The sequence below is a fragment of the Bacillus sp. GS3m_15504 genome (assembly GCF_055825275.1).
Window position 1 is genome coordinate 399,284 of record NZ_JBVVNL010000001.1, and the last position, 21,612, is coordinate 420,895.

The window sequence follows — 21,612 nt, forward strand, 5'->3', positions numbered from 1 at the left end:
TTATAATTTATATGGAATAGTTTCCATCACTTGATTATGAGGGCTTTTTTTGGTAACGTACAAATAGAGTTATTAATTTATAATCATTATAAAGTAGGAAGTTTTTATTCATTTTACTAAATCTCCTTTATTACATACGGAGAATAAATAAAAAATAATCAGTTGTTCACACGATTGTCAGATTCATAAGAGGAAAGTTGTATTATGATAGTAGATAAAGTGATAAAACGGGTGAAGGGGGACATGCTGCGTGCATATTCTTGTTGTTAGTGTAAATTATCGAACAGCCCCTGTAGAATTTCGTGAGAAGCTCACATTTCAGGCAGCGGAGCTAGAGCGAGCAATGACTACATTACAAAATCAAAAGAGCGTGTTAGAGAATGTCATTGTATCAACTTGTAATCGTACTGAGATTTACGCTGTTGTCGATCAATTACACACGGGACGGTATTATATTAAGAAATTTTTAGCTGATTGGTTTCAGCTTGAAATAGAAGAAGTCGCACCATATTTAACTATTTTTGAACAAGATGGTGCAATAGATCATTTATTCCGCGTAACGTGCGGTTTAGATTCTATGGTAGTTGGAGAGACGCAAATTTTAGGTCAAATAAAAGATAGCTTTTTAGAAGCACAACAAGTAAAAGCAACAGGAACAATTTTTAATGAATTGTTTAAGCAAGTCATTACATTAGCGAAACGCGCGCACTCAGAAACGACAATTGGTGAAAGTGCGATGTCTGTTAGTTATGCTGCTGTTGAGTTAGGGAAGAAAATATTCGGCGAGTTAACAGATTGTCACGTGCTTATTCTCGGTGCTGGTAAAATGGGTGAACTTGCACTGCAGAACTTATATGGAAGCGGTGCTCGTAAAGTAACAGTTATGAATAGGACGCTTTCAAAAGCAGAAATAATGGCTGAGAAATATATGGGACATGCAAAACCTTTAAGTGAATTACAATGTGCATTATTAGAAGCTGATATTTTAATTAGTTCAACGGGTGCATCGGATTATGTTATTACGAAAGAGATGATGACAAAGGTAGAGAAAATGCGCTCTGGTCGTCCATTATTTATGGTTGATATTGCAGTGCCGCGTGATATTGATCCAGCGATTGATGAGCTAGAAGGTTCTTTCTTATATGACATTGATGATTTGCAAGGAGTAGTGGAAGCAAACCGTGCTGAACGTTTGAAAGAAGCAGAGAAAATTCAATTTATGATTGAAGAGGAAATTGTTTTATTTAAAACGTGGTTAAGTACACTTGGTGTCGTTCCGTTAATATCAGCTCTTCGTGATAAGGCACTTGCTATCCAAAGTGAAACGATGGAAAGTCTGGAACGAAAAATACCGAATCTTAGTGATCGTGAGAGAAAAGTAATTAGTAAGCATACGAAAAGTATTATTAATCAATTATTAAAAGACCCAATTTTAGTAGCGAAAGAAATAGCTGCTGAAGAGGGAGCAGACGAAAAATTAGCGTTATTTGCAAAGATTTTCGATTTAGAAATGGAAGACGTAGAGAGTCGTGCGGAAGAAGTAGAACATAAAAGAGTGTGGACACCATCCGTTCCATCTTTATAATTTGGAAGGATGATCGGATGAGTTTTTTAAATAACAGTATTATTTATCATATTGCAATTATTTTATATGCTTGTAGCATTAGTTTATATTTTATAGATTATTTCCAAAGTAACCGAAAGGCGAACCGATTTGCTTTTTGGTTACTTTCGATTGTATGGGTTCTGCATTCTATTTTTATGTTGCTTAGAGCTACAGATTCAGAAACGAACCCTCTTTTAACCTTATTATCAGGGATTTATTTTTATGTTTGGCTATTGATTACGATGTCTTTAGTCATTAATCGATTTATGAGGATTGACTTTTTAGTCTTTTTTACAAATGTTGTCGCATTTGGCGTAAGCGCTTTTTCTATTTTTACACCGCTCGGAAAGATGTCGCCGGTACTTGCAGAGCAATTAGTTTCGGAGCTTGTATACGTACATGTCGGTATGGCTATTATTTCTTATGCAACTTTTACTGTATCTTTCATTTTTTCTATTATGTATTTATTGCAATATCGCCTATTAAAAAAGAAAAAATGGAATGCGAGATTAAGAAGGTTAGGAAATTTACCGAAGCTAGAATCGATGTCTTACGGATTAAATTTATTTTCTGTTCCATTTTTCTTACTAGCTATTTTATTAGGATGCATATGGGGATATACAAAATTGGACAATTTCCATTGGTATGATACGAAAGTAATCGGGTCTTTTGTCGTTCTATTTGTATATTGTGCGGGCCTATATTTACGAGCTGCAGACGTGTTGCAAGGGAAGAAAATCGTGCAGTGGAACATTGGGGCATTTCTCGTAATGCTAATTAATATTTTTCTATTAAGCAGTTTATCCAACTTCCACTTTTGGTATTTATAATGAGGAGAGAAAATTATGCGCAAAATTATTGTAGGGTCACGAAAGAGTAAATTAGCATTAACGCAAACAAACTGGTTTATTGATCAGTTAAAAGCGCTAGGTTTACCATATGAATTTGAAGTGAAAGAAATCGTCACAAAAGGTGATGTTATTTTAGATGTTACTCTTTCAAAAGTAGGCGGAAAAGGTTTGTTTGTGAAAGAGATTGAACATGCGTTACTTACGAAAGAAATTGATATGGCTGTACATAGTATGAAAGATATGCCGGCCGTACTTCCAGAAGGATTAATGATCGGTTGTACACCAAAGCGTGTTGACCCTCGTGATGCTTTTATCTCAAAAAGTGGAGCGTCGTTTAAAGAGTTAGCAGAAGGCGCTATTTTAGGTACGAGTAGTTTAAGACGTAGTGCACAGCTGCTCGCTGCAAGACCAGATTTACAAGTGAAGTGGATTCGCGGAAATATCGATACACGTTTACGCAAATTAAAAGAAGAAGATTACGATGCAATTATTTTAGCGACGGCGGGATTACAAAGAATGGGCTGGGATAATGAAGTTATTACAGAACATTTAGATGAGACGTTATGTGTACCTGCTGTAGGACAAGGCGCATTAGCGATTGAGTGTCGTGAGGATGATAAGGATTTACTACAGTTGTTAGCGCATATAAATGATGCAGTAACAGAGAAAACAGTGGCAGCAGAACGAGTATTTCTTCATAAACTTGAAGGTGGATGCCAAGTTCCGATCGCTGGATATGCAACTATTACAGAAAACGATGCAATCGAATTAACAGCTCTTGTCGGGTCTATGGACGGTTCTGTTTTATTGAAAGAGACAGTAGTAGGAACTGATCCAGAGAAAGTAGGATTAGAGGCTGCGGACCGTTTAATTAAGCAAGGCGCAAAAGAACTCATTCTTGCTGCAAATAAGGGGCAACAATAATATGAACGCTCTCGCTGGCAAAACGGTATTGATTACACGTGCTCAGCACCAAGCAAAACAAATGAGTGTAGCGGTGAAAGAAAAGAGCGGAATTCCATTGGAAATTCCGCTTTTGCGTATGGAAGGTATGTTTCATAGGCAAATTCAACATATAGCAGGGCAGTTACATTCGTATGATTGGGTTATTTTTACGAGTAAAAATGGGGTAGCTTTTTTTCTAGATTGTTTAGGAAAGAAGCTACCCGTAACGACTAAAATTGCTGCAGTAGGCGTGAAAACAAAGTTAGAGTTAGAAAAGCGAGGCTATCATGTAGACTTTGTTCCAACTTCATTTGTTGCAGAAGCATTTGCAGAAGAGTTTGTAAAAAGATTAAGTGGAAACGAACGTATTTTATTTCCGAAAGGGAATTTAGCAAGAGAGGTAATTCCGGTTGCACTTCGGGAAATTGGTGTTTCTCTAGATGAGCTAATCGTATACGGTACGAAAGTGAATATAGAAAAAAAGCAAGAGCTTATAGCAGCATTGAAGTTAGGGAAAGTAGACATTATTACATTTACGAGCCCTTCAACTGTTACTAGTTTTGTTCGTTTACTTGAGGGTACAAACTGGAGAGAATGGACAAAAAAATGTACAATTGCTTGTATAGGGCCTATTACGGAAAAAGAGGCGAGCCTTTATTTTCCGCATGTTATTATGCCGAAAGAGTACACTGTAGAAGCATTACTACAATGCGTTTGTGAATCTATAAAATAAAAGAATGGGGATAGAAATCTATGAACTCTTTACAATTTAATCGTCATCGTCGCTTAAGACAAAGCGGGGGCATGCGTGCGCTTGTGCGTGAAACGTTTTTACATACGGAAGATTTTATTTACCCTATTTTTGTATTAGAAGGTGAAAATGTTCGTAATGAAGTACCTTCTATGCCAGGCGTATATCAAATGTCTTTAGATTTATTGCAAGCTGAAATGCAAGAAGTTGTTGATTTAGGTATTCGTTCTGTTATTGTATTTGGTTTACCTGCTGAAAAAGATGAAGTTGGATCAGCAGCATATTGTGATCATGGAATTGTGCAACGCGCGATTCAGCAAATTAAAGGTGAATTCCCCGATCTAGTAGTAGTTGCGGATACATGTTTATGTCAATTTACAAGCCATGGTCATTGCGGTGTAATTGAAGATGGTATTATTTTAAATGACGAGTCTCTTGCAGTTCTTGCAAAAACAGCTGTAAGCCAAGCGAAAGCAGGAGCGGACATTATTGCGCCATCAAACATGATGGACGGATTCGTAACAGCAATTCGCCACGCATTAGATGAAAATGGTTTTGGACATGTACCAGTTATGTCGTACGCTGTGAAATATTCATCAGCATTTTATGGACCATTCCGTGATGCGGCACACGGTGCACCGCAATTTGGTGATCGTAAAACATATCAAATGGACCCAGCGAACCGCATGGAAGCATTCCGTGAAGCAGAATCAGATGTAATGGAAGGGGCAGATTTCTTAATTGTAAAACCAGCTCTTTCTTATTTAGATATCGTTCGTGATGTGAAAAATAACTTTAATTTACCAGTCGTTGCTTATAACGTAAGCGGTGAATATTCAATGATTAAAGCGGCAGCGCAAAATGGTTGGATTAATGAAAAAGAAGTTGTACTTGAAAAATTAATTAGTATGAAACGTGCAGGAGCAGATTTAATTATTACGTATCATGCAAAAGATGCAGCAAGATGGTTACAAGAAGGAGGCGCTAAATAATGAGAAAATTTGATAAGTCGATTGCAGCGTTTGAAGAGGCTCAAGATTTAATGCCTGGTGGCGTAAATAGCCCGGTTCGTGCATTTAAGTCTGTCGGTATGAACCCGTTGTTTATGGAGCGTGGAAAAGGCTCTAAAGTATATGATATCGATGGGAATGAATACATCGATTACGTATTATCATGGGGTCCTTTAATTCATGGACATGCAAATGATCGTGTTGTTGAGGCTTTAAAAGCTGTTGCGGAAAGAGGTACAAGCTTCGGTGCCCCAACGGAAATTGAAAATAAATTAGCGAAACTTGTTATTGAGCGTGTACCGTCAATTGAAATTGTGCGTATGGTTAACTCTGGAACAGAAGCAACAATGAGTGCGCTACGTTTAGCTCGTGGTTATACAGGCCGTAACAAAATTTTGAAATTTATCGGTTGTTATCACGGTCATGGTGACTCGTTATTAATTAAAGCGGGTTCTGGTGTAGCAACGCTAGGTTTACCAGATAGCCCTGGTGTACCAGAAGGTGTAGCGAAAAATACGATTACAGTAGCGTATAACGATTTAGAAAGTGTGAAATACGCTTTCGAGCAATTCGGCGATGATATTGCTTGTGTCATTGTAGAACCAGTAGCAGGGAACATGGGTGTTGTTCCTCCGCAACCAGGATTTTTAGAAGGTCTTCGTGAAGTAACAGAACAAAATGGTGCATTGCTTATTTTTGATGAAGTAATGACAGGATTCCGAGTTGCTTATAATTGTGGACAAGGTTATTACGGTGTAACACCTGATTTAACTTGTTTAGGTAAAGTAATTGGTGGTGGATTACCGGTAGGAGCATACGGTGGTAAAGCAGAAATTATGCGCCAAGTTGCACCGAGTGGACCGATTTACCAGGCAGGTACTTTATCAGGTAACCCACTTGCAATGGCAGCAGGTTATGAAACGTTAGTACAGTTAACGCCAGAATCATATGTAGAATTCGAGCGTAAAGCTGAAATGTTAGAAGCTGGCTTACGTAAAGCGGCTGAAAAACATGGTATTCCGCATCATATTAACCGTGCTGGTTCTATGATTGGTATCTTCTTTACAGATGAACCAGTTATTAATTACGATGCAGCAAAATCTTCAAACTTACAATTCTTTGCGGCTTACTATCGTGAAATGGTAGAACAAGGGGTATTTTTACCGCCATCTCAATTCGAAGGTTTATTCTTATCGACAGCACATAGTGATGCTGATATTGAAGCGACGATTGCAGCGGCCGAAATTGCAATGTCAAAATTAAAAGCTTAATTGAATAAAGAAAATCGCTCTCCATAAGGGGAGCGATTTTTTTTATTCATAAAGTCAGCTTTCCGTACATAAATCTGTAATGACATATAGTTTGGGAGGGGGAAAAGAAGTGGCAACAGATCATTCATTACGTTTTTCATTAAAAGAATCTGTTTGGTTCCAAAAAGGACAGGAAGTCGAAGAACTTTTGTCAATTTCGTTAGATCCAGACGTTGAGATAGAAGAGCTTGATCATGAGGTTATTGTGAGAGGGCAATTAGATTTAACGGGAGAGTATGTTGCAAGGCAAGATGATTCAGCTTATTCATTAAGAGATCTATCGCCAGCGAAGTCAATAGATTATGTAGAAACAAGAGAAGATGGGGTTAATGAACTTGTTCATTCCTTTCCGCTTGAAATATCAATCCCAAGAAACCGTGTGAAAGTAATTGAAGAACTATATGTATCCATCGAGGAATTTGATTATGAACTAAAGGAAAATGGTTGCTTACAATTATTAGCGGATATATCTATTACAGGTTTATGTGATGAAGAACGCATCGAGGATGAAGAGGAAGAGGAAGAAACGGCGTATGCTGAGTTGGAAGTTGACTCAGCACAAGAGGAGGAAAATAGACCAACGCCGCACGTAGAAGAACCAGCTTATAAGGAATCAGATGAGTGGGAAGATTATGCATTTGAACCGTTCCAACTAGAAGAAAGAAAAGAGCAGGAAGTAGAGGAAGAGGAAATAGAAGAACATGAATTTGTAGAGCGTGAAGAGGAGAAAGAAACAACGCCGCAATTTGAATTGTTCGGACGAAAAGATTTCAAGAAAGAACAAGCGAAAAAACAAGAAGAACAAGAAGAGGAAACGTATTCACAGCGAGATGAAAATGCGCTGTATTTAACGAAATTATTTACGAAAGAACCGGAAGAAGAATTTACAAAGTTAAGAATGTATTTCGTGCAAGAAGGAGATACGATCGAATCGGTTGCAGAACGTTATGAAACATCTGTACAAAACTTATACCGTGTCAATCAAACAGAAGATATATATTTAACTACAGGACAAATTATTTATATTCCTGTTTCAAGAGCAAAAGCGAAATAAGTGAGTGTTTTCACTCACTTATTTTTCTAAAGGCTATGTTTTGAATAGAAAGGGTTATTCGTATGGATATGGAATTACGAAATCGCTATGAACCCATTGTAAGGCAATATAGATTGGATACGCAGCATATGGAAGAGCACGGAAGCGTAACGAAAATTTATACGAATCAAGGTCCATATGCGCTCAAGAAAATAGAAGGCAGGAAGTTAGAGCGGAATAACTTTCTACATCATATTCAATATTTGAAGGAGAAAGGTTTTTCAAATTATGTACCTATATACCACGCGACGGACGGAAATTATATTTTAAGTGACGGTACGTATAATTATTATTTAATGCCTTGGTTAGAACGTGCGGAAGGGAACGGCGAAGATAATGATCAATACCATAAAATGTTTCAGACTCTCGGAACGTTGCATCAAAAAACGGTAAAAGAAGAAACGTATACAGAAGAGGATTTAGAAAAACATTATACAAATATATCCGATCGCTGGGAAAATGATGGAGAGATGTTAGAAGAGTTTCTTGTAGAATCGGAAGCGAAGTGGTATATGTCTCCATTTGAACTGCAATATTGTACGTACTATCATCATGTAATGAGGGCGCGTGAGTTTGCAACGAAGCAATTAAATGAGTGGAACGATGCGATGAAAGAAAAAGAGACAACACGCATTACTTTTGTGCATGGTAACGTATCACTTAACCACTTTTTATTTGATTATGAACGGAACGGCTATTTTATTAGTTTGGAAAAATCGAAGTTTGCAACACCTGTGCAAGATATTGTAGGGTTTTATTCTCGGTCGTTAAACACATATCCAATTGCGCGAAGTGATCGGTTTGAATGGTATCAAATGTATCAAAAAAATTTCCCTTTTACGAAAGAAGAGCAACTACTCATGTTTGCGTATATGACGTATCCATCGCAATTTATTCGGCAAATCCAGTCTTATAAGAAAAGAAGAGAGCGTCGTAATGAGGAAAATGAACTTCTCGGAGTAAAGAGCTTGCAACAAGCGCATTGGCTCGTTAGTAATATAGAATATTTCCTTTCGCAATTACAAGCTGCCCAGCAAGGGAACGGATAAAGGAGATAAGTAGAGGATGCTACTTATCTTCTTTTTTATTAGCTCGAAATGTGGTAGTCTTAAATTTATCTTGACGAATAAGGTTTCGTTTTTTACACTATTGTATATAATAATTAACAATCATATAAATGCCTTGAAGGGGAAGAGTATAACAAGAAACGTCTTCAGAGAGGAGAATCATTAGCTGGGAGATTCTCTAGATAGTTATGTTAGAAGGTAGCCCTGGAGCATCTTTTCTGAACGGAATAGTTCTCATTAGGAAAAGACGGATTTGTCCGTTATCAAGTTAAGAGTATAAGCAAATTCCTGGATTTGTTTGTAAATAAAGGTGGTACCGCGATGTCCCTCGTCCTTTTTTGGATGAGGGACATTTTTTATTTTAAGGAGGGAAAATAATGTCAAACACGGAAAAGAATTTACCAACTAAATATGATCATATGTCCGTTGAAGAAGGCCTTTATCAGTGGTGGCTAGAAGGCAAATATTTTGAAGCAACAGGAGACGAGAAGAAACAACCGTATACAATTGTAATCCCACCTCCGAACGTAACTGGTAAGTTACACTTAGGTCATGCTTGGGATACAACTCTTCAAGATATTTTAACTCGTACGAAGCGTATGCAAGGTTACGATGTATTATGGCTTCCAGGAATGGACCATGCGGGTATCGCAACACAAGCGAAAGTAGAAGGGAAACTTCGTGAAGAAGGTATTTCACGTTACGATCTTGGCCGTGAGAAATTCCTTGAAAAGGCTTGGGAATGGAAAGAAGAATACGCTTCTCATATTCGTCAACAATGGGGGAAAGTTGGTTTAGGACTAGACTATTCTCGCGAACGCTTCACATTAGACAAAGGTTTATCTGATGCGGTTAATAAAGTATTCGTTCAATTATACGAAAAAGGCTTAATTTACCGCGGTGAATATATTATCAACTGGGATCCAGCAACACGCACAGCTCTTTCTGATATCGAAGTAATTCATAAAGAAGTTCAAGGTGCATTCTACCATATGAACTATCCGTTAACAGATGGTTCTGGACACATTCGTCTTGCAACAACTCGTCCAGAAACGATGCTTGGTGATACAGCAGTAGCGGTTCATCCAGAAGACGATCGTTACAAACATTTAATTGGAAAAACAGTTACACTTCCAATCGTAGGTCGTGAGATTCCGATTATTGCTGATGAGTACGTAGAAAAAGACTTTGGAACAGGTGTTGTAAAAATTACACCAGCACATGACCCGAATGACTTTGAAGTAGGTAACCGTCACGACTTACCACGCATCTTAGTAATGAACGAAGATGGATCGATGAACGAAAAAGCTGGTAAGTATAACGGCATGGATCGTTTCGAATGCCGTAAAGCGTTAGTAAAAGACTTACAAGAAGCGGGCGTATTAGTAGAAATCGAGCCTCATATGCATTCAGTAGGTCATAGTGAGCGTAGTGGTGCAGTTGTGGAACCTTACTTATCAACACAATGGTTCGTAAAAATGGCTCCACTTGCAGAAAAAGCAATTGAGCTTCAACAAAAAGAAGAAGAGAAAGTAACGTTCGTACCAGATCGTTTTGAAAACACATACTTACGCTGGATGGAAAATATCCATGACTGGTGTATTTCTCGTCAATTATGGTGGGGACACCGCATTCCAGCTTGGTATCATAAAGAAACTGGTGAAGTATACGTAGGTACAGAAGCACCAGCAGATATTGAAAACTGGAATCAAGATAACGACGTACTTGATACATGGTTCAGTTCAGCGTTATGGCCATTCTCAACACTTGGTTGGCCAAATGAAGATGCAGCAGACTTTAAACGTTACTATTCAACAGATGCGTTAGTAACTGGTTATGACATTATCTTCTTCTGGGTATCTCGTATGATTTTCCAAGGTTTAGAGTTTACAGGCGAGCGTCCATTTAAAGATGTATTAATTCACGGTTTAGTTCGTGATGAGCAAGGACGTAAGATGAGTAAATCTCTTGGTAACGGTATTGATCCAATGGACGTTATCGAGAAGTACGGTGCAGATGCAATGCGTTTCTTCTTATCAACAGGAAGTGCACCAGGTCAAGATTTACGTTTCAGCATGGAGAAAGTAGAATCTACTTGGAACTTCATTAATAAAATTTGGAATGCATCACGTTTCGTATTAATGAATATGGATGACATGAAGTATGAAGAAATCGATTTAACTGGTGAAAAATCAGTTGCGGATAAGTGGATTTTAACTCGTTTAAATGAAACAATCGAAAGCGTAACACGTAACATGGATAAATATGAGTTCGGTGAAGCTGGTCGTTCATTATACAACTTCATTTGGGACGATTTCTGTGACTGGTACATTGAAATGGCGAAACTTCCTCTATACGGTGAAGACGAAGCAGCTAAGAAAACAACTCGTTCTATTTTAGCTTACGTATTAGACCAAACAATGCGTCTATTACACCCATTCATGCCATTCGTAACAGAGAAAATTTGGCAACATTTACCGCACGAAGGCGAATCTATTACAGTAGCAGCGTGGCCAACAGTTCGCGAAGATTTACAAGATACAGAAGCTGCGGCAGAAATGCACCTTCTAGTTGATATCATTCGCTCTGTTCGTAACATCCGTGCAGAAGTTAATACGCCAATGAGCAAAAAAGTTCAAATGCAAATTAAAGCAAAAGATGAGGCTGTACTTGCTCAACTTACGAAAAACAGTTCTTACATTGAGCGTTTCTGTAACCCAAGTGAATTAACAATTCAAACGGATTTACAAGCGCCAGAAAAAGCGATGACTGCAATCGTAACAGGTGCAGAGTTATTCTTACCGTTAGCTGATCTTATCAATCTTGATGAAGAGAGAGCGCGTCTTGAGAAAGAGCTTGAGAAGTTCGATAAAGAAGTAGAACGTGTACAGAAGAAACTTTCAAACCAAGGTTTCGTAGCGAAAGCTCCTGCAGCAGTTATTGAAGGAGAGCGTGCGAAAGAGCAAGATTACCTAGAAAAACGCGAAGCAGTTCGCCAACGTCTAGCGGATCTTGAGAAATAAAAATGTTTTTTAGAGACTCACTATATTGGTGAGTCTCTTTTCTTTGCGTATAATAGAAAGATGAAGGTTGTCTTTTGAAAGGGGAAAGCATACGTGATACATACATACGAAGAAGCGATAGGGTGGATTCATAGCCGATTGAAATTTGGTATTAAACCGGGATTAGAAAGAATGAGATGGATGCTAGAAGAGCTCGGAAATCCAGAGCGCCACATAAAATGTGTTCATCTTGCTGGTACAAATGGAAAAGGTTCAACGTTAACATATATGCGCTACATGTTAGAAGACGCAAAATATAAGGTAGGAACATTTACCTCACCTTATATTGAAACATTTAACGAGCGTATTAGTGTGAACGGAACACCAATTGCAGATGAAGAGATTACTGAACTTGTAAAGATGGTAAAGCCAGTCGTTGAAAAACTAGACGAGACGGATTTAGGGGAAGCGACTGAGTTTGAAATTATTACTGTTATGGCAATTTGTTATTTCGGTAAAGTTAATTTCTGTGATGTTGTTTTATTTGAAACAGGACTTGGAGGGCGTTTTGACTCTACAAATGTGATTCATCCTGTTCTCACGATTATTACGAATATCGGCCACGATCATATGCACATTTTAGGTAATACACTAGGAGAAATTGCATATGAAAAGGCGGGGATTATTAAGTCTGGTGTTCCGGTTATTACTGGTGTGCAAGATGAGGAAGCGTTGCAAGTCATTCAAAAAGTTGCAAAGGAAAATCGTGCAAACTTATATGAGATGGGCAACCATTTTACAGCGTTACATAAACAGTCTAGTGAAAATGGCGAACAGTTTGATTTCACTTGTCCTTTCGCCTCTTTTGAAGATGTGCGGATCGCAATGAAAGGCAGCCATCAAGTAGGAAACGCAGCACTTGCACTTATGGCAGTCATGTATGTAAAAACATACTTATCATTTTTAATTGAGGAAGAAGAAATAAGAACTGGATTACAGGAAGCGTATTGGGTAGGGCGCTTTGAAAAATTGCAAAGTAATCCAGATATTATTATAGATGGTGCTCATAACCCAGAAGGTATTGAAAGCCTTGTGAAAACGGTAGAATCACATTACAAAGATAAAAACGTAATAGTTTTATTTACTGCTCTTGGTGATAAACAATTGCATAATATGGTAGGTCAATTAGAAACCATTGCCGATGAAATTATTTTTACAACATTCGCCTTTGATCGTGCTATTTCAGCAGGCGAGCTTGCGTCGTATGCAAAGAAAGAGTCAAAATTAGTTTTTGAAAATTGGAAAGAGGCAATTGATACGAAGGTTGAAATGATTGGAGAAAATGATGTTTTTATCATAACAGGTTCTCTTTATTTCATTTCGGAAGTTCGAAAATATATTCGCGAGAAAAACTAGATAGTCTTTGCTATCTAGTTTTTTTGTTCTACAAATGAAGTCAAATGCATACATATAAGATAAATATATAGGGTTATTTGGCGAATTTCTCTGACAAATATCTCGTTTTTTTGTGAAAAGAATATGATATGATGCGGACAACGATAAGAGGTGAGGTGTGAGTGTATGGACAAGCAATCACGAACGATCTCAGTGAAAGTGAATGGAACAGAAGCGAAGTATGAGGAGAAGAAGAAAGATGAATTTGACTGGATGGTAATAGAAAGTGAAAGACCGAAAAACGTTGTTCCGTTTCAAAAAGCGAAAGTGGCGTATACGGAAAAAAAACGAAAGAAGTGGAGCAATACGTTAATTGCAATTGTTGCAACTGCGATTGTTATTGGTACGGCGTTTGGGATGGGAATGCTGCAGTTACTTACAGGACAAGGTGCGACAGGTGGAAGCGAAGTAACAGTTTCGAAGCAGATGCAAAATGAAGAATCAAAGGTGGGTGGAACGGCAGAACAAACACAAGCACCAAAAGAGGAAAAAACAAAAGCACAGACAGGAACATCATTAAATCCAATGAAATTCTTTTTTGTTCAAGGAGGAATGTATTCTTCTGAAGAAAAGGGACAGGCTGCTCTTGAAGAGTGGAAAGGTAATGGAGGCGTAGCAGCTTTAAAACCGAGCGGCGATAAGTATGCATTAGTTGTTGGCATTGCTAGCGATGAACAAGGAATAAACCAATTAATGACGCAGTATAAAAATGATAATGTCTCCGTATTGAAAAAGGACTGGGATATAACAGATAAAGCGTTACTGAAAGATGATAAAGAAGTCGGGGCGTTTTTAACAAAAGTACAGCCATTATATACTCATTTAGCAAAATATGCTTCTAGCGTACAAGCTAGTGGAAAAAGTAATGCAAAAGATATAGGTACAATCGAAAAAGTGTGGAAAGCGATTGAAAAAGAAGGGAAAAGTATGAAGCAGGAAGAAGCGAAGAAATTGTATATGTACACGTCAGTAGCTGTGCAAACAGTGAAGGACGGAAAAAGTGATAAGGAATCTTTGGCGAAATTAAATCAAGTTATCATTGATGGTATACTTTCATATGAAAAAATTGTTTCACAAAAGGTGAAATAATAGGATAATGAAATGACGAAGGAAGAAGTATAGGTACTTCTTTCTTTTCTTTTGTGTTTAGAGTAAAGTGCTTTCTCTATGACAGAAATATAATCGTGTTTTAGTAAGGAAATATTATTTTGTTTAGAGAAAATAATATTCCTTTCATTTGTGGACAAACTATTCCTTTGATACGATTGTTGTAAATGATTCTGCTTCATGTGAGAAAGGAAGGAGAAAATATGAGAAAAATTATTTTAGCTTCAGGATCACCTCGCAGGAAGGAATTGCTTGAGTTAGCGGGTGTGCCATTTGAAATTATTGTAAGTGAAGTAGAAGAAACGATTGGTGCGTATTCATCACCTTCTGATATTGTTATGTCCCTCGCCCTGCAAAAAGCATCTGCGGTAGCAGAAAATAACAGTGATCATATTGTGTTAGGTGCAGATACAATTGTTACATATGAATCGCGTATTCTTGGAAAGCCATCTAATGAGGCTGAGGCGAAAGAAATGTTGCAATTATTATCAGGGAAAACACATGAAGTGTATACTGGTGTTGCAATTATAGCAAAAGACAAAACAGTCACTTTTTATGAGCGTACAGAAGTTACGTTTTGGGAATTAACAGAAGAGGAAATTGACGCATACGTTGCATCAAAAGAGCCTTTGGATAAAGCCGGAAGTTATGGAATTCAAGGTAAAGGATCTATTTTTGTTCAACATATTCAAGGGGACTACTATAGTGTAGTTGGATTACCAATTTCACGTCTTGTTCGGGAATTAAAACAATTTAATATTGATGTAACCCATGCGTAAAATTGCATGGGATTTTCTTTGAGAGAACAAATAAAGGGGTGGAGAAATGAACGGTATTCGTGATGTTGTCAAAGAAGAACAGCCACGGGAGCGTTTATTGTTAGAGGGAGCTGGAAGTTTATCAAATCGGGAGCTTCTTGCAGTGTTACTGAGAACAGGTTCTAAGGAAGAATCAGTTTTGAAGTTATCAGATAAAATTTTACATCACTTTGATGGTTTACGTATGCTGAAAGATGCAACGTTAGAAGAGCTTGTCAGTATACATGGTGTCGGGGTTGCAAAGGCAACTCAGCTTATAGCCGCTTTTGAACTCGGTAGAAGAATGGTGCGTTTAGAATATCAAAATAGATACAGCATTCGAAGCCCGGAAGATTGCGCCACATACATGATGGAAGAAATGCGCTTCTTGCAGCAGGAGCATTTTGTATGTTTATATTTGAACACAAAGAATCAAGTCATACATAGGCAAACGATTTTCATTGGAAGTTTAAATTCATCAATTGTACATCCAAGGGAAGTTTTTAAAGAAGCATTTCGCCGTGCAGCAGCCTCTATCATATGTCTTCATAACCATCCCTCAGGAGACCCCGCGCCGAGCCGAGAAGATATTGAAGTAACAAAACGCTTAGTAGAATGCGGTCGAATTATCGGAATTGAAGTGCTTGACCATATTATAATAGGTGACCATAAATTCGTGAGTTTAAAGGAAAAAGGTCATATTTAAGACTATGCTTTTTACTTATTTTGTTTTATAATGTGATTTATGAGTTTTTTGTAGAAAATTATCTACAAAAAGGATAAAGATATAAAAAACGTACTGTTTTTATAATATAAAGTAAGAAAAAAATGAGTCCGTGAAAACAAGAAAGGAAGATAAATAATATGTTTGGATTTGGTGGCTTTACTCGCGATCTTGGAATAGACTTAGGAACTGCGAACACGCTTGTATATGTAAAAGGAAAAGGTGTAGTGTTACGTGAACCTTCAGTAGTAGCGTTACAAACTGATACGAAACAAATCGTTGCTGTAGGTAGCGATGCAAAACAAATGATTGGTCGTACACCAGGAAACGTTGTGGCACTTCGCCCGATGAAAGACGGTGTAATTGCTGATTACGAAACGACAGCAACAATGATGAAATATTACATTCAACAAGCTCAAAAATCAAATGGATTCTTCTCACGTAAACCATACGTAATGGTATGTGTACCATCAGGTATTACAGCTGTAGAAAGACGTGCAGTAATCGATGCGACTCGTCAAGCTGGTGCTCGTGATGCTTATCCTATCGAAGAGCCATTTGCAGCAGCAATTGGTGCGAACTTACCTGTTTGGGAACCAACTGGTAGTATGGTTGTTGATATCGGTGGCGGTACAACAGAAGTTGCAATCATTTCTTTAGGTGGTATTGTAACAAGTCAATCAGTTCGTGTTGCTGGTGATGATATGGACGATTCAATCATTCAGTACATTAAGAAAAGCTACAACTTAATGATCGGTGAAAGAACAGCTGAAGCATTAAAATTAGAAATCGGTTCTGCAGGCGAGCCAGAAGGTATCGAACCTATGGAAATTCGCGGTCGTGATTTAGTAAGTGGTTTACCAAAAACAGTACTAATTCAGCCAGAAGAAATTGCAGATGCATTAAAAGATACAGTAGATGCAATTGTAGAATCTGTTAAAAATACGTTAGAGAAAACTCCACCTGAATTAGCGGCAGACATTATGGACCGTGGTATCGTATTAACAGGTGGCGGAGCATTACTACGTAACTTAGATAAAGTGATTAGTGAAGAAACAAATATGCCAGTTCTTGTTGCAGAAGACCCATTAGATTGCGTAGCAATTGGAACGGGTAAAGCATTAGACAATATCGATCTTTTCAAAACTGCTGCTCGATAATATTGCAAAATAAAAATCAATGAAATTAAGAGGGTGTGAACGTGCCACAGTTTTTCTTAAACAAAAGATTAATTGTTTTGTTAGTTAGTATTATTCTTCTCGTGGCATTGATTGGAATCTCATTGAAAGAACGGAACAGTTTAACATGGCCAGAGCAGTTTGTTAAAGACACTGTCGGTGTTGTAGAACGTGTATTCCAAAAGCCAGCGAAATACGTAGCTGGATTCTTCGAAAATGTAGAGGATGTAAAGCGCACGTATGAAGAGAATAAAGAATTAAAAGCAAAATTAGATAATTATGCAGGTCTATCAGGGAAAGTAAAACAATTAGAAGATGATAACAAGAAGTTACAAGAGTTAACGGGTAAAAAAGAGTTGAATAGCCAATATACTGAAATTCCAGCTACTGTCGTTTCTCGTAACCCGGATAAATGGTACGATCTAGTTGGAATTGATAAAGGGGCGCAGCAAGGAATTAAAAAAGATATGGCTGTAGTAACTTCACAAGGTTTAGTTGGACGAGTGAAAAGTGTATCTCAGTTTACATCATCAGTGGAATTGTTAAGCTCTATGAGCCGAACAAATCGTGTTTCTGCTATCGTACAAGGTGATGAGAAAATCTTTGGATTGATTGAAGGTTATGACAAAGAAAAGCACTTACTTCTTTTCACAAAGATTGGCTCTGATGCAAACGTAAAAGCAGATCAATTAGTTGTAACATCTGGACTTGGTGATATTTTCCCGAAAGGTCTTGTAATTGGAAAAATCGTTGATGTTCAGCCGGATCCATACGGTTTAACAAAAACAGCTTATGTAAAACCTGCCGCTGATTTAAATGACGTAGAGCATATTATGGTTGCGAAACGTGAAACGCCTTCAGCGCCATTAGAATAGGAGGGGGAGAAGAGATGATGAAGATTTTAAAAAGAGCAGCTCTTCCTCTTTTGCTCCTTTTTGTTTTTTTATTTGAAAATATGTTTGCTACTATTGTTCCAACAGCAGTTTTTTGGAAAGACAGTATAGCAGCACCTCATTTCTTTATCATTGTGTTATGTTTTGTTACTGTGTACTATAGTCCGGTCCAAGGGATTTATTACGGACTATTATTTGGTTTCTTATTTGATACCGTATACACAGAACTTGTCGGTATATATATTTTCGCATATCCGATTGTAGCTTATTTAGTATATAGTGTGATGAAGATATTACAATTGAATTTATTTATTGTTGTCTCTATCGTACTAGCTAGCATTGCAGCACTAGAGTATTATGTGTATGGATTTTTAACTTTGTTAGGACGTACTCATATGTCGGCGTATGTCTTTTTCACAGATCGTCTCCTTTCTACTTTATTGCTAAATGCAATTTTCTTATTCATAGTTTGTTTCCCACTGAGACGATATTTAGTGCGTCTTTCAAAAGCGATGGAAGAAAAAGAAAAAAGGATTTTCTAATTTTATGTCGAATTGAATCGGTGGGGTGAACTTTAGTGGAAGAAAAAAAGCAACAAAATGTAACAATAAAAGGGACAAAAGACGGAATAACGCTTCATTTAGATGATTGTTGTTCATTCTCTGAATTATTGAAGGAATTGGATGAAAAGCTTTCTACACATTACTATGATGGTGATGGACGCTCTTTAATTGAAGTGCATGTGAAAGTGGGGAATCGTTATTTAACAGAAGTCCAACAAGAAGAGATTCGTACGTTAATTCGTAATAAAAAGAATCTCGTTGTGGATTCGATTGAAAGTGATGTTATCACGAAAGAGGAAGCAATAGCTTGGAAAGAAGAAACAGAAATCGTCCCTATTTCCAAAATTGTTCGCTCTGGACAAGTTTTACATGTAAAAGGAAATTTATTGTTAATTGGTGATGTTAATCCAGGCGGAACGGTTATCGCTGGGGGGAATATTTTTGTCGTAGGATCATTAAGAGGAATTGCGCATGCTGGGTATTATGGGGATTCAGATGCTGTAATCGCTGCATCTGTTATGAATCCGATGCAACTTCGAATTAGTGATGTGGCAATGCGGGCTCCGGAAGAGAAAGAAGACGGAGCGGAGGCGGCAGAATGTGCGTATATTAATGAGAACAATCACATTGTTGTCGATCGACTGCAACTTCTCACTCATCTTAGACCTAATTTAACAAAGTTAGAAAGGGGAATTGTATAGCTGTGGGAGAGGCAATAGTAATTACATCTGGAAAAGGCGGTGTAGGTAAAACTACAACGTCTGCGAACATTGGGACAGCCTTAGCGTTATCTGGAAAGAAAGTGTGTTTAATTGACACAGATATCGGTCTTCGAAACTTAGACGTAGTAATGGGGCTGGAAAATCGTATTGTATTTGATCTTGTTGATGTCGTTGAAGGGCGTTGCCGTTTACCTCAGGCTCTTATTAAAGATAAACGTTTTGACGATCTTTATTTATTACCTGCAGCACAAACGAGTGATAAATCAGCGGTAACACCTGAACAAATGGATGAATTAATACAAGTATTACGTCAAGATTATGATTACATATTAATTGATTGTCCTGCGGGGATTGAGCAGGGATTTAAAAACGCGGTAGCTGGTGCGGATAAAGCAATTGTCGTTACGACGCCAGAAGTATCCTCAATGCGCGATGCGGATCGTATTATCGGGCTTTTAGAAAAAGAGGATATTGAACCACCGAAACTTGTTATTAATCGTGTGCGTAGTCATATGCTTCATGAACAGGATATGTTAGATGTTGATGAAATCGTACGTACATTGTCAATCGAGCTTCTTGGTGTTGTCGAAGATGATGATGAAGTTATTCGTGCTACAAATACAGGTGAACCTGTAGCGTTGCAACCGAGCGGAAAAGCAGCGTTAGCTTATCGTAATATTGCAAGACGTTTGTTGGGTGAGAATGTCCCATTACAAGCATTTGAACAAGAAAAGGTATCGGTATTTACAAAGATGAAAAACTTCTTTGGAATCCGTTAAAAGCACTTCGCATATTTGCGGAGTGCTTTCTTTTTTCTTCACACGAATATCTTCCTTTCCTAGCTCATACATATGTACAAACTGTATACAACTGTTTCTATGTAAATTAGCTGAACGAAAGAAAGGAGACAGTATGAAGAATAGACGTGTAGAAGAAATTAAAAAACGGATTGCGAAGAGGAAGGCAGAGCAAGAAAGGATGGAGGAAGAGCAGTATTTTGCTGGAGAGAATTTTGATAGTGAAACAGTATTTATTGAAGATGGAGAAAAGGAAATTCATCCTTTATTTCGAAAAGAAGTGTTTTTCTTCAAAGTATTGTTATCAGCAATATTAGTTCTTTCTGTCGCTATTTTATATAAGAATGCACCTTCTTCTTTTGAAGGTGCGAAAGCTGTTACAGAAAAAGTGATGAAAGAAGAATTTCAATTTGCTACTGTAGCGAAATGGTACGAAAAACAGTTTGGAAAACCTCTCGTGTTCTATTCGCCTAATGAGAAAAAAGAAGGGAACATTCAGCAAAAAGATTATGCAATTCCTGCTTCCGGAAAGGTGATGCAAGGGTTTCAAAAAAATGGCCAAGGTGTATTTGTTCAAACAGCTACAAATGCAACTGTTGAGTCAGTGAATGAAGGGCTAGTTGTTTTTGCAGGAAAGAAAGAGGAACTTGGTAATACAGTTCAAATTCAGCATGCAGATGGCACGGAGTCATGGTATGCAAATTTAAATGATATGTCAGTGAAATTATATGATTACGTTTCAAAGAAACAAAAAATTGGAACGGTGAGTAATGATACAAACGATAAAAATGGTAAGTTTTATTTCGCAATAAAAAAGGATGAAAAATTTATTGATCCCATTCAGGTGATTTCATTTGATTAAATATAGAGAGGTTTTAACGAAGATTTCAGTTCATCCGTTGTTTTGGGTTATTATTGTCATTGGTATTTTTACAGCACGTTTTAAAGAGTTACTACTGTTATTTTGTATCGTTCTTATCCATGAACTTGGGCATGCTTTTGCAGCGGCACACTATAATTGGCGCATCAAAAAAATTCAACTTTTACCGTTTGGTGGTGTAGCTGAGCTTGAGGAACATGGGAATAAGTCATTGAAAGAGGAGCTTGTTGTCGTAATTGCAGGACCTATTCAACATATTTGGATGATGGCGATAGGCTATATGTTGTTTGAAGCTGGTTGGCTTCATGCGGAATTATATTATTTCTTTATGTGGAATAATATAATTATTTTAGCATTTAATTTACTACCTATTTGGCCACTTGATGGCGGGAAAGTATTGTTTAACGTATTATCATATCGTTTTCCTTATTTACAAGCACATGAAAAGATGATGAAATTATCATGTGTTTTTTTTAGTGTCATACTAGGGTGGCAGTTACTTTGGAATAGTAATAATATTATGATGTGGGTACTGCTCATATTTTTAGCGGTGTCGTTATATCAAGAATGGAAACAAAGACGATATGCCTTTATGCGTTTTTTATTAGAACGTTATTATGGGAACAAAAGAGGAATTGAAAAGATTGCGCCGATTGAGGTGAAAACAGAAGACCGCTTATATACAATCTTCACAAAATTTCGTAGAGGATATAAGCACTCTATTATTGTTCATGGAAAATATAAAGAACATTACACATTGGATGAAAATGAATTGCTTTATGCGTATTTTACTGAAAAACGAACAACTTCATCTGTTGAAGAATTAATCGGTTAGTGTTGACGTTAGCACTAACCTTTTAT

The 21,612-nt window shown here is 37.5% G+C and carries 20 protein-coding genes and 1 other annotated feature; all 20 genes read left to right on the plus strand.

From position 1 onward, the window contains the following. Positions 1–250: 250 nt before the first annotated feature. Positions 251–1,585 carry a glutamyl-tRNA reductase gene (gene hemA, locus AC0L0O_RS02250; protein ID WP_000547860.1) on the plus strand — a complete coding sequence of 445 codons (1,335 nt, stop codon included), beginning with the start codon at positions 251–253 and terminating at the stop codon, positions 1,583–1,585. A 17-nt stretch (positions 1,586–1,602) separates the two neighbouring features. Next, a complete protein-coding gene (locus tag AC0L0O_RS02255) occupies positions 1,603–2,436 on the plus strand; it encodes a cytochrome C assembly family protein (RefSeq protein ID WP_000008996.1) in 834 nt (277 codons plus the stop codon). A 15-nt stretch (positions 2,437–2,451) separates the two neighbouring features. Beyond that, complete coding sequence (gene hemC / locus AC0L0O_RS02260; RefSeq protein WP_001226418.1) at positions 2,452–3,381, plus strand: hydroxymethylbilane synthase; 930 nt, start codon at positions 2,452–2,454, stop codon at positions 3,379–3,381. A 1-nt stretch (position 3,382) separates the two neighbouring features. Then, positions 3,383–4,135 carry a uroporphyrinogen-III synthase gene (hemD, locus tag AC0L0O_RS02265; RefSeq protein ID WP_000992327.1) on the plus strand — a complete coding sequence of 251 codons (753 nt, stop codon included), beginning with the start codon at positions 3,383–3,385 and terminating at the stop codon, positions 4,133–4,135. A gap of 20 nt (positions 4,136–4,155) precedes the next feature. Beyond that, on the plus strand, positions 4,156–5,145 hold the full coding sequence (gene hemB, locus AC0L0O_RS02270; RefSeq protein WP_001087062.1) for a porphobilinogen synthase: 990 nt from the start codon (positions 4,156–4,158) through the stop codon (positions 5,143–5,145). Then, positions 5,145–6,434, plus strand: coding sequence for a glutamate-1-semialdehyde 2,1-aminomutase (gene hemL, locus AC0L0O_RS02275; protein WP_001224512.1), 1,290 nt, complete (start codon positions 5,145–5,147; stop codon positions 6,432–6,434). Before hemB ends, hemL begins: the two co-directional genes overlap by 1 nt. 79 nt (positions 6,435–6,513) lie before the next feature. Next, positions 6,514–7,527 carry a stage VI sporulation protein D gene (spoVID, locus tag AC0L0O_RS02280; protein WP_002054837.1) on the plus strand — a complete coding sequence of 338 codons (1,014 nt, stop codon included), beginning with the start codon at positions 6,514–6,516 and terminating at the stop codon, positions 7,525–7,527. A gap of 62 nt (positions 7,528–7,589) precedes the next feature. Next, on the plus strand, positions 7,590–8,615 hold the full coding sequence (gene ysxE, locus AC0L0O_RS02285; protein ID WP_000366998.1) for a spore coat protein YsxE: 1,026 nt from the start codon (positions 7,590–7,592) through the stop codon (positions 8,613–8,615). Between the two features lie 124 nt (positions 8,616–8,739). Next, positions 8,740–8,972: a binding site (T-box leader), on the plus strand. A gap of 38 nt (positions 8,973–9,010) precedes the next feature. Beyond that, positions 9,011–11,656 carry a valine--tRNA ligase gene (locus AC0L0O_RS02290; protein WP_000072239.1) on the plus strand — a complete coding sequence of 882 codons (2,646 nt, stop codon included), beginning with the start codon at positions 9,011–9,013 and terminating at the stop codon, positions 11,654–11,656. 93 nt (positions 11,657–11,749) lie between these two features. Next, positions 11,750–13,051, plus strand: coding sequence for a bifunctional folylpolyglutamate synthase/dihydrofolate synthase (locus AC0L0O_RS02295; protein ID WP_000582053.1), 1,302 nt, complete (start codon positions 11,750–11,752; stop codon positions 13,049–13,051). Between the two features lie 165 nt (positions 13,052–13,216). Then, positions 13,217–14,179 carry a stage II sporulation protein B gene (locus tag AC0L0O_RS02300; protein ID WP_428888977.1) on the plus strand — a complete coding sequence of 321 codons (963 nt, stop codon included), beginning with the start codon at positions 13,217–13,219 and terminating at the stop codon, positions 14,177–14,179. Between the two features lie 221 nt (positions 14,180–14,400). Then, positions 14,401–14,976, plus strand: a complete 576-nt coding sequence (locus AC0L0O_RS02305; protein WP_001226272.1) for a Maf family protein — start codon at positions 14,401–14,403, stop codon at positions 14,974–14,976. 46 nt (positions 14,977–15,022) lie between these two features. Next, positions 15,023–15,700 carry a DNA repair protein RadC gene (gene radC, locus AC0L0O_RS02310; protein ID WP_001013377.1) on the plus strand — a complete coding sequence of 226 codons (678 nt, stop codon included), beginning with the start codon at positions 15,023–15,025 and terminating at the stop codon, positions 15,698–15,700. A 158-nt stretch (positions 15,701–15,858) separates the two neighbouring features. After that, complete coding sequence (gene mreB, locus AC0L0O_RS02315) at positions 15,859–16,878, plus strand: cell shape-determining protein MreB (protein ID WP_000466737.1); 1,020 nt, start codon at positions 15,859–15,861, stop codon at positions 16,876–16,878. A 41-nt stretch (positions 16,879–16,919) separates the two neighbouring features. Beyond that, positions 16,920–17,771, plus strand: a complete 852-nt coding sequence (gene mreC / locus AC0L0O_RS02320) for a rod shape-determining protein MreC (protein WP_001135493.1) — start codon at positions 16,920–16,922, stop codon at positions 17,769–17,771. 14 nt (positions 17,772–17,785) lie between these two features. Then, the gene (gene mreD / locus AC0L0O_RS02325) at positions 17,786–18,331 is read left to right on the plus strand and encodes a rod shape-determining protein MreD (RefSeq protein WP_000975753.1); all 546 of its coding nucleotides are present in this window, start codon (positions 17,786–17,788) and stop codon (positions 18,329–18,331) included. Between the two features lie 35 nt (positions 18,332–18,366). Beyond that, positions 18,367–19,053: a septum site-determining protein MinC gene (minC, locus tag AC0L0O_RS02330; RefSeq protein WP_000391517.1), complete on the plus strand. Its 687-nt coding sequence runs from the start codon at positions 18,367–18,369 to the stop codon at positions 19,051–19,053. Positions 19,054–19,055: 2 nt separating this feature from the next. Next, complete coding sequence (gene minD, locus AC0L0O_RS02335) at positions 19,056–19,853, plus strand: septum site-determining protein MinD (RefSeq protein ID WP_000503310.1); 798 nt, start codon at positions 19,056–19,058, stop codon at positions 19,851–19,853. A gap of 133 nt (positions 19,854–19,986) precedes the next feature. Continuing rightward, positions 19,987–20,733: a stage IV sporulation protein SpoIVFA gene (gene spoIVFA / locus AC0L0O_RS02340; protein ID WP_131370043.1), complete on the plus strand. Its 747-nt coding sequence runs from the start codon at positions 19,987–19,989 to the stop codon at positions 20,731–20,733. Beyond that, the gene (gene spoIVFB / locus AC0L0O_RS02345; protein ID WP_000599073.1) at positions 20,726–21,586 is read left to right on the plus strand and encodes a stage IV sporulation intramembrane metalloprotease SpoIVFB; all 861 of its coding nucleotides are present in this window, start codon (positions 20,726–20,728) and stop codon (positions 21,584–21,586) included. The genes spoIVFA and spoIVFB overlap by 8 nt, the downstream gene beginning before the upstream one ends. Positions 21,587–21,612: the final 26 nt, after the last annotated feature.